At 46.6% G+C, this 9,938-nt stretch carries 7 protein-coding genes; 4 read left to right on the forward strand and 3 right to left on the reverse strand.

Annotation, left to right across the window (positions count from 1 at the left end):
• Positions 1-67: 67 nt before the first annotated feature.
• The 3 genes from QUA16_RS34030 to gloB form a co-directional block, all read right to left on the reverse strand.
• Positions 68-277 (reverse strand): hypothetical protein, encoded by a 210-nt coding sequence (locus QUA16_RS34030; protein ID WP_333181698.1) that lies wholly within the window; start codon positions 275-277, stop codon positions 68-70.
• Entirely contained in the window at positions 261-5,429 is a 5,169-nt protein-coding gene (locus tag QUA16_RS34035) for a PAS domain S-box protein (RefSeq protein ID WP_333108920.1), read from the reverse strand. The genes QUA16_RS34030 and QUA16_RS34035 overlap by 17 nt, the downstream gene beginning before the upstream one ends.
• A gap of 559 nt (positions 5,430-5,988) precedes the next feature.
• Positions 5,989-6,762, reverse strand: coding sequence for a hydroxyacylglutathione hydrolase (gloB, locus tag QUA16_RS34040; RefSeq protein WP_333108921.1), 774 nt, complete (start codon positions 6,760-6,762; stop codon positions 5,989-5,991).
• 247 nt (positions 6,763-7,009) lie between these two features.
• On the opposite strand from gloB, the gene QUA16_RS34045 reads away from it, so the two are divergent.
• The 4 genes from QUA16_RS34045 (at position 7,010) to QUA16_RS34060 (ending at position 9,703) form a co-directional block, all read left to right on the forward strand.
• A complete protein-coding gene (locus tag QUA16_RS34045) occupies positions 7,010-7,213 on the forward strand; it encodes a hypothetical protein (RefSeq protein WP_333108923.1) in 204 nt (67 codons plus the stop codon).
• Between the two features lie 200 nt (positions 7,214-7,413).
• Positions 7,414-8,412 (forward strand): UDP-glucose 4-epimerase GalE, encoded by a 999-nt coding sequence (galE, locus tag QUA16_RS34050; RefSeq protein ID WP_333108925.1) that lies wholly within the window; start codon positions 7,414-7,416, stop codon positions 8,410-8,412.
• Positions 8,378-9,253: a hypothetical protein gene (locus tag QUA16_RS34055; protein ID WP_333108927.1), complete on the forward strand. Its 876-nt coding sequence runs from the start codon at positions 8,378-8,380 to the stop codon at positions 9,251-9,253. Before galE ends, QUA16_RS34055 begins: the two co-directional genes overlap by 35 nt.
• Before the next feature lie 36 nt (positions 9,254-9,289).
• On the forward strand, positions 9,290-9,703 hold the full coding sequence (locus tag QUA16_RS34060) for a hypothetical protein (protein WP_333181700.1): 414 nt from the start codon (positions 9,290-9,292) through the stop codon (positions 9,701-9,703).
• The last annotated feature ends 235 nt before the right edge of the window (positions 9,704-9,938 follow it).

Below are 9,938 nucleotides of genomic sequence, written 5' to 3' on the forward strand. Positions count from 1 at the left end.
GTTCGCCAACAGCCTTAAAGCTTGCAAATAGGTTCTATAAACCCGCCCGACCCCACGAAAAATCCTCTTATTGATATGGCTGCAAGATGTCAGAGGTAACGGATGTAAAGGATGGATGTTGAGATTCGAGGTTCGAGATTCGAGGATCGAGGGAACAAACAGGGATAATATTTTTAACGGGCAAATTCAGTTTGAAATTACGCAAAACGCGGGTGCTGTAATGAGCTAAATCAACTACAGTGCAATCTCTTACCGATCGCTCAGGCTTTATTTTCAAGGCGCTCACGGGCGATCGATCGCGCTACAGTAGCAACTAACTGGGTCGAATTGATCGGCTTGGCTAAGTGTTGGTCAAATCCGGCTTGCAAAATTTGCCGCTCGTTCGCTTCTCCAGCATAGGCCGTTAAGGCGATCGCCAACAACTGCCGATACTCAGGCGCAAGCTGAGTGCGGATGCGATTTATCAACATATAGCCGTCCATATCGGGCATTCCAATGTCGCTGACGAGCAAATCCGGTGCAGTTTGTTCGATCGACTCTAGTGCCTCAGCAGCAGATGACAGGGAAATCACCTCTGCACCCGCTTCCTCAAGCACGAAAGCGACAAAATCTCGCGAGTCGAGTTCATCATCTACCACCAAAATTCTCAATCCAGCTAGTGGCAAGGATGAGAGATCGGGACAAGCAGACCAATTAACGGCTTCCTCCTCCTGCCTTCTAGAATCATCATTGAATAGCGGTAATCTCACCGTAAACGTCGCTCCTTGACCCTCTCCGGGGCTTTCTGCAAACACCGTTCCGCCGTGAAGTTCGATCAGTTGGCGGACGATCGCCAATCCCAGTCCCAAGCCACCAAATTTGCGCGTTGTAGCGCCATCTTCTTGTCGGAAATGGTCAAAAACATAAGGCAAGAAATCGGGAAGAATACCTTTACCCGTGTCCGTGACTTGAATTTGAGCTTGGCGTGCGATTTGCCCTAATCGAACTTCGATTCTACCGCCTTCTGGCGTAAATTTCACCGCATTTGATAACAAATTCCACACAATTTGTTGCAAGCGACTTGTATCGCCGAGAACTTGCCCGACATCAGGATTTAAGATTGTTTGGATTTGAATTTTTTTAGCTTCGGCTGCTAATTGCACGGTTTCCACAGCAGACGGAATAATGGTTGCCAGATTCACCGGAGCCACATTCAATCTGAGTTTTCCTTGCAGAATCCGAGACACGTCAAGCAAGTCTTCGATTAATTGAGATTGCAGTCTGGCGTTGCGCTCAATAGTCTCAAAGGCTTTGGCACTTTGACTCGCGTTTAGCTTGCCGCCGACGAGCAGTTGCGACCAGCCTAAAATCGGATTTAAGGGCGATCGCAACTCGTGAGAAAGCACCGCCAGAAACTCGTCTTTAATGCGGTTAGCTCGCTCGGCTTCCGCGCGGGCAGTTTGTTCTAATTGCAGAACCATATCGCGCTCGGTTTCCACTTGTTTGCGTTCTGTAATGTCGATAACAGAGCCGATATAACCCTCAAATTGTCCCCTTTCGCTAAATCTGGGAGCAGCCGCATCCATCGCCCAAGAATATCCGCCATCCTTGCGCCCGACGCGATATTCCACGCTGTACGGTTCCTGGCGTTCGTTGGCGGTCAAAAATGCGTTCTTGGCGTATTCTCGGTCTTCTGGATGCAACGCGTTTATCCAACCCAATCCTAAACCTGTTTCCTCAGTTTGACCTGTGAATTCATACCAGGTTTCGCTCAAGAAAGTGCAATAGCCTGTGGAGTCTGTTACCCATACCATAAAAGGAGCGTTGTTAGCCATATTGCGGAATCGTTCTTCGCTTTCTTGCAGCGCTGATAAAGCTTGTTTGCGTTCTGTGATATCCCGACAGACAATCACTCCGCCTTTGATTTCGCTGCTAGTATCAACTACTGGATAACCGCTGATACTGATCCAGCGATCTTCGGAATCTTCGCGGCGGACAAATACCTCTACATCATTGACATATTCACCTTTGATTGCTCTGGCTAGAGGGAGTTCATCGGCGGGGAAGAGGGTTTTTTTATCTGCCAAAAATAGTCCGTAAGTGCTCGACCATTCCTCAGAAGATTTTTCATTCGATAGCTGACCGAATATTCCTACGGCGGCTCGGTTAAACAACACAAACTCCCCTTGTTGGTTCGCCAAAATTAAACCATCACCAATGCTGTCAATGATGACTTGCAGTAACTTAGTTTGTTCTTGCATGGCGACTTCTGCTCGTTTGCGATTGGTGATTTCGCTGGAGATGCCAATCAGGCCGATGACTTCTCCTGCCTGATTGCGGTAGGGAGCTTTCATTACCAGAAATGTCCTAATGCCATCGTGAGATTCTTCGAGGACTTCTGTTTGGCCGGATTCCATAATGCGCCGATCGTTTTCCGTGACTGTGACTGCAAGTTCTGTTACTGGGTATAAATCGATATCGCGACCACCAATTACTTCAGAAGCAGATTTGCCCATTATTTCCAGCGTGGCTGGATTGGCATAAATAATCTGTCCTTCTCGATTTTTGACAAAAATTGGCGTGGGTGCTGACTCGTTAATCACGTTCAAAATCGCATTCTTTTGCCGCAGTTCTTCTTCCGTGCGTTTGCGATCGCTAATATCGCTCCAATAAGCCGTAAGTCCTTCGGTCGCAGGATATGCGCTTACTTCTATATACATCTGAAGCGACGGCGAGAACTCTTCAAACTTGACAGAAACTTGTTCGGAAACAACTCGATGAAATTCTTGATATGCCCTTGAATTGGATTCTTTCTCGGCGGGGAATACCTCCCAGATCGATCGACCTAGCAAGTCTGCTCGAGAGCGAGAAAGCAGTTTTTCTGCTGTGGCATTAACGTAGGTAAAGCGCCATTGTGAATCGATCGCCATAAAGGCATCGGTAATACTTTCTATAATATTGCTGACTTGTTGGTTGGCCGCAGAGAGCGCGAGTTGAGCGTTTTTGCGCTCGGTGATGATTTCGCAAAAAATCATGATGCCGCCAATCTCATTAGTGTTGGTTCGCCAAGGGTGAATTTCCCAGCGCACCCAGTCGATCAAGCCATCAGGGCGGGGAAACTGCTCTTCTTGGCAGGTTTCGACTGATCCCGCCAGACAGCGCTGGTGGATTTGTTTGAAACGATCGGGCAAATTGGGAAAGATGTCGTAGTGCGATCGGCCCACAATGTTTTGAGTGCCGAGCCCGTAACTTGACAGCCAGCGGTCGCTCACCAGCATATACCGCATCTGGCGGTCAAACATCGCCACCCCCGCAGGCGAATGTTTGACGAACAGCCGCAGTTGTTCTTCCTGTTGCCGCAGGAGATTCTCCGATTGTTTGCGATCGGTGATTTCTTGAAAAAGTATGGCGACTTGTCGGCTCTGCGGCTCAGCAGTGCGGAACGCCGAAACCTCAAACCAGCGGTTCATGACTTCCGAGCCATGCTCAAAGCGCAAGGACTCCCCCGTCAGCGCGACTTTGCCGTACATCTCAAACCAATAATCTTCGAGTTCAGGAAGCATCTGTCGCGCCGTTTTACCCACAGCTTGTACGAGTCCGGTTTGTTTCTCGAAGGCCGGATTGACTTCCAAAAAGCGGTAATCGATCGGCTTTTCGTTGGCGTCAAACAGCATTTCGATGATGCAAAAGCCTTCGTCTAGGGACTCAAACAAAGTGCGATAGCGTTCCTCAGAGTGGCGCAAAGCAGCAAGAGCTTGTTTACGCTCGCTAATATCCATAAAGGCCGCCACACAGCCACGAACGGCGCCCTGTTCGTCAAATAATGGCACCGCATTCACCAACCAATCAAAGGCCACCCCGTCCTCGCGCACCATTTGAATTTCTACATCTCGCACTTGAACGCCGTTCGCCACGGCCAGTTGCATGGGCAGTTGTTCTCCCGGAATTTCTTCTCCGTTGCGGAATCGTCTAAACGGAAGGGCTGCAGCTTGCTCTCCGGTTCCAGAAACATTGGTATCGGGCGGCACTTTCAACATCGACTGGGCAAACCGGTTAGCGCGAATTACTTTACACTGGGGGTCGCGGGCGATCGTAATGCCAACGGGTACAGCATCAAGTATCGATTCGAGTTCATTGACTTGTCGCTCTAGTTCTTGGTTGAGCCGTTGAATTTCTTTTTTCGTAGCTTTGCGATCGGTAATTTCATGCACCGTCACATTCACTCCCAAGACGCGATCGTCCTCGGCTTTCAGCGGATAGAGACTCAACAGCCAATCCTGTTCGAGTTCTGGCTGTGCTGAGTTCGTCCTGCGAACTTCGATCTGTTTGAGGGGAACTTTAGTTTCAATAACTTGTCGGTAAAGCGGCTCTAAATCATCTGCCATTTCTGGCAAGATTTCGCGCAATGTTTTGCCGAGGTGGGCTACGGCTGGCACTCCGTTAATTTCTGCGAGCCACTCGTTGATGCGGACAAACCGCAACTCGGTATCGATAAAGCAAAGTCCGATCGGCGCACTAGCATAAATCGCCTCTATTTCTGCTACTTGCTGCTGCACAGTTTGTGCTTGTTTAATTGAATCAGCCCGATCCGCTTTCTGCTCGGTGACATCTTGAAAATAAACGGCAAGTCCCGATGGGATGGGATAGGCTCGTACCGCATACCAAGCATTGAGTGGCGGATAAAAAGATTCAAAACTAACCGTAATTTGTTCCCGAACAGGCAAGATGCCTGTTCCACAAGAAGAAAATTCATCTTTTGTGGAACGGGCATCTTGCCCGTTCTTGAGAATGGTGCAAGATGCGATCTCAAACAAACTGCCCGCTGATTCGGGAAACTCTTCCCAAATGTTGTTGCCAATCAAATCTTGCGAGGGTCGATTTAGCCACCGCGCTGCTTGCGAATTGAGGTAGGTAAATCGCCAATCTCGATCCAAAGTAAAAAACCCGTCCGAAATACTTTCGAGGGTGTCTGACAGTTGGGGCGCGGGCGCGTTACAGACTGGTTCAGGCTTTTGTTGAGCGATAGGAGTGAAGGTGGTTACTACCGCATAGGGAGTCGATCGATCTCCCTGAAATAAAGGTTGAGAATTGAGCGTCAACCAAATCAATTCTCCCTGTGGCCGCTCAAAGCCCATGATGACATTTGAGCATGGTTGCCCGGTTTGCAGCGCCACCATCGCCGGATGTGTCTCGCCGGGAAAATCCGAGCCATCTTCACGCAGAGTCTGCCAGCGACTGTTGATTGAAGTCCAGCCCTGCATCTGTTCTGATGTCATCCCCAACAGCTCCTGGGCGTGAGAATTGCACCCCTGAATGCTACCATCTGCCAATTGCAGAACCATCCCTACATCAGTTGGCAAAGGCGCGGCTGGGTAGAACGCTTTGTTAGAATCCGTTGAAACAGAGGGATCGATTTTTGCTTGGGGTTCAGTATTGCGGGGGTTTTGCATCGGTTTCTAACAACGCTCATTTTACTTTGGGCAAAGCACATGGCGGTCAATAATAGGGAAATAACCAGAGGAACTTTTGATTTGAGCAGGGTGACACTTCAAACCTAAGATGGATGTCGATCGTTCTGCGGTAATATCGATATCTAGACAATTTATTTTATCGTAGAGTCCCACCTCTGAACCATTTGCGAGATTCAGCACAGGCGACGGGGAATTTTCTGGCTGTTTCAAATGCGAGCAAGTATGGCACAACCACGATATTGAAGATATAGCGGTTCTCAGGAAAGTAAGGTACTCTTCCTGTTTTGCCAATGCCCTGTTGGGCCTGTTTGGCCAAGAACACCTCATGTTAAGTAACCACACAAAATTAATTACATAAAGACTCCTTGCTAGGCAAGGGTTTCAGTAGAAATATTGTGTAATTAATTCGGAACTACTACTTACTGAGAAAGGCTATATGTCAACTCAAGTGCTGCACTTTCTTATCAATACCGAAACCGTGGGAAAGCCCCCCCAATGAATTATGGCTGGATATTGTGATATTTATTGTTTGCAGTGGTCAAAATTGGTCTTTCATGCCGCGCAATCGAGCGAAGGTTTGCACTGGATCGGAGGTGTTGGTGGCTGATTGGATGTTGGGAAAATCCCAGCGCAAAAATGGGTTTGTGCTTTTTTCCAGCCCGATCGATGATGGTATTGTAGGTTGCGATCGACTGCGCGCTTCCTTGACGGATCCCCAGCGCTGCTGCAGATCGGGATTGTTGCCATCTACGCTGATGGCAAATTGCAAGTTTTTCAGCGTGTATTCGTGGGCGCACCAGACTCTCGTACTATCGGGCAAGTTTCGCAGTTGCCCCAGAGAGGCTAACATTTGGGCGGGAGTGCCTTCAAATAGTCTGCCGCAGCCTCCTGCAAATAAGGTGTCGCCGCAGAACAATTCGCCGGTTTCCCCTGGGTTGCTGGGGGGGAAATAGTAGGCGATGTGAGCTTTTGTGTGGCCGGGTACGAAGAAGATTTCGGCGGTTCTGTTGGCGAAAGAAACTCGATCGCCCGCTTGTAAAAACACTTGCTGTCCGGGTATTCTGCCTCGGTCTTCTGCGCCGCCGTAAACTTTAATTTGGGGAAAGCGATCGATCAGTTGTTGGTTGCCCCCTACGTGGTCGCTGTGGTGGTGCGTATTGAAAATTGCTGTTAATTCGGCTCCGAGCGAGATCAGTTGCTGCAAGACCGGCTCTGCTTGCGCTGGATCGACGACTGCTGCTGTGTGGCGATCGGGGTCGTGCAGCAAGAAAATGTAATTGTCGGACAGTACCGGAAGCCGATAAACCTGCATAGAAAAGTGCCTCTCTAGGAAAAATATTATATAATTAAGTTAGTCTGAACGCTATCCGAAGGCTGATTGCAGATTTATTAAGTCCGCATATCTATCTTGGGAAGTAAAACTCTGATAAAACTCTGAGTAAAACTCTGATACGTTATTTCTGCTGTTGAGCAAATTGATTTGCGGTCGGGTACGCACCATTTTTGGGTCAATAACTGCAATCGGCTTTAACTATTTTGGCATAAAAGCGATCGAATAAATGCGAACATCTCACAACAAATCGAACTTAACAATTTCTCAAAAAGTCGATCGGATTGTAGCATCTGGCAAGATCAGTCGCAGGGAACACTTAGTTTTGACTTCGGCTATCCTGTCAGATGATAAAATTTCCGAAGAGGATCGACATCAGATTAATCGGATATTTGATTATATCCAAATTGGTCGCCTCAAGTTTGTCGATTGACCAGAAAGACTTGCACAGTCAGCATCTGTCTGGAGTGTAAAAAGTGTTTTTTAGGAGTGCGATCGTCCCGTCGCGTACAGCAAAGCCTATATATTTCGCTTTAATTCTCCGGCTCACGCGGAGTGTGAAAGCGTCTGATGTGGAAGTCTCAAAGTAACAAGGCTCTTGGCAATCCCAGCTACAAAAACAGGCAGAATAAAATGAGTGCAGACAAACAAACTATTTTGGTGACGGGCGGAGCTGGATATATTGGCTCTCACGCGGTATTAGCGCTGAAAAACGCCGGTTACGGTGTGGTGATTTTGGATAATTTAGTTTACGGTCACAGAGATATAGTAGATCGGGCTTTGCAGGTCGAGTTGGTAGTTGGCGATACGAACGATCGCACTCTTCTAGACAACTTGTTTGCTACGCACAAGATTGATGCGGTAATGCACTTTTCTGCTTACGCTTACGTCGGCGAATCTGTTACCGACCCAGCTAAATATTATCGCAACAATGTCATCGGCACTATTACGCTTTTGGAAGCAATGATCGCTGCTGGGGTGAAGAAATTGGTGTTTTCTTCTACTTGCGCGACTTACGGTGTACCGCAGAAAATTCCGCTCACAGAAGACCACCCACAAAATCCGATCAATCCCTACGGTGCTACTAAGTTAATGGTAGAACGGATTTTGTCTGATTTTGACGCTGCGTATGATTTCAAGTCTGTTTGTTTCCGCTATTTTAACGCGGCTGGGGCTGACCCTAACGGGTTGTTAGGAGAGGATCACAATCCAGAAACTCACTTGATCCCACTGGTGTTGTTCGCGGCTTTGGGTAAACGAGATTCGATCGCGATTTTTGGCACGGATTACGAGACTCCTGACGGTACTTGCATCCGGGATTACATTCACGTTAACGATTTGGCATCTGCTCACATTTTGGGATTAGAATATTTGTTAAATGGTGGCAAATCTGATTTCTTTAATTTGGGCAACGGCGGCGGGTTTTCGGTGAAAGAGGTGATAGAAACGGCTCGTCAAGTGACGGGAAAAGAGATTAAGGCTGTTGAGCGTGAACGGCGTCCGGGAGATCCGCCTTCTTTGGTTGGCAGCAGCAAAAAGGCGATCGAAACCTTGGGCTGGTCTCCTGAATATCCCGACATTAAGAACATTATCTCCCATGCTTGGCAGTGGCATCAAAAGCGTCACAGTTAGCATAAACTCAAATAAAACAAGTGCAAAAATTGAGTCGAAAATAATGTTAAACAGTTACAAAGATTTTTGTTTTTGCACCTTAGCTTTTGGGAAAAAGTATCGCGAATTAGCCAAACAACTAGCAGCAGACTTAGAAACTCATTCTCTAGGGACGATGCTAGTTGTTTGTACTGACAACCCAAATGACTTTCAGAATTTGACGAATGTTTTCGCCTTTAAAAAAAGTCGCGAAGGTGTAGATTATTGTTATAATGATAAACGATTTGCACTAAAAAAAGCCTTAGAATTATGCCGAGTGACAATCTTTGTGGATGCAGATACAAGAATCCTAGGAAAAGTGCCGGAGAGAGAATGGATGTCAGGAATTACTTGTAAAGAGTTTATTCCCATTCTAGAACATCCACCAAATCAATCATTGCCTGGGAGAAAAGAGGCAATTCATAAATTAGCAAAAAAGCTAGAAATACCATTAAATAATGTAAGTTTTGTTCCAGAAAACTTGTTCGTAATTGCGAGAGACAATGGGAAAGAAATTCAGTTTATTCAAGAATGGGGAAAGATTGGAAGATTTTTTGAAGTGCAAAAAGTCAAAACAAAAGACGGTAATCCCATTGGGTTAGCAACTGCTAAAGTTGGGTGGAATATTCGTAATGATGGGTGGGAGGAACTAGCTCAAATTATGGAGCATTCTTTGGCTCATTGGGACTGGGAAAAAAATCAAGTAAGAACCTTTTGGGATAAAGTTTGGGCTAAATTGCAGTTTGAGCATTGGCAATATCTCTATCGGTTATTAAAAACACAGTTAATTGCCTTATTAAATTTCGATTTTTACTATCGTTAGAGAAAAGATAGAGGATTTCTCACCCTTTTAATTGGATTGTACTCGTTTCAAGACTGCATACATTTTCTAGCTTCAGTCAGGAAGTTTCACCGCGAACCAATTATTATTTTAATAGAGAGAGTCCAGCGATTTTTATATCCCTTACTTTTGGTGTTCGGAAATGTGAGATTGCAGCCCGCACCGAAACACGAAAATCCTGTTTTAGCCTCACGAAAAGCTAAGCTGGCTTTGTATCAACAATCTCCTTTTGAGAAAACTATTTATCTGGACTGCGATATTTGTTTGCTATCGCCAATATATGAAGTTTTTGACTATCTTGATGAAGTAGATTTGCTGATAACAGAAGATGTGCAGCCTGCGATTGCTAAAGCGGCAAATTTATTAAGAGTCAAGCAGGATATTCTGTCAACTTTGCAGTCTGTCGGGTTGCCGCTAAGGAATGAGAATTAAATAAAATCCACTTTTCCTGTTTGTTGTGGGATGGGCGGGACGCCCGTCCCGAATGAGAATTAAATAAAATCCACTTTTCCTGTTTGTTGTGGGATGGGCGGGACGCCCGTCCTTTCTGGGCGGGCGTCCCGCCCATCCCACAAGAAAAAAGGGAAATTATTTAACCCACACTCCGCACTTCAATAACACTACATAGTATAGTACATTGCTAGGCCCGAATGAATAAGTAAAAATA

This window comes from Microcoleus sp. S13_C3 (genome assembly GCF_036700905.1).
Taxonomy (GTDB): Bacteria; Cyanobacteriota; Cyanobacteriia; order Cyanobacteriales; family Microcoleaceae; genus Microcoleus.

Coding starts and splice junctions, on each gene's coding strand:
- QUA16_RS34055 (WP_333108927.1), top strand. CDS start 8,378: ATGCTTGGCAGTGGCATCAAAAGCGTCACAGTTAGCATAAACTCAAAT.
- galE (WP_333108925.1), top strand. CDS start 7,414: ATGAGTGCAGACAAACAAACTATTTTGGTGACGGGCGGAGCTGGATAT.
- gloB (WP_333108921.1), bottom strand. CDS start 6,762: ATGCAGGTTTATCGGCTTCCGGTACTGTCCGACAATTACATTTTCTTG.
- QUA16_RS34045 (WP_333108923.1), top strand. CDS start 7,010: ATGCGAACATCTCACAACAAATCGAACTTAACAATTTCTCAAAAAGTC.
- QUA16_RS34035 (WP_333108920.1), bottom strand. CDS start 5,429: ATGCAAAACCCCCGCAATACTGAACCCCAAGCAAAAATCGATCCCTCT.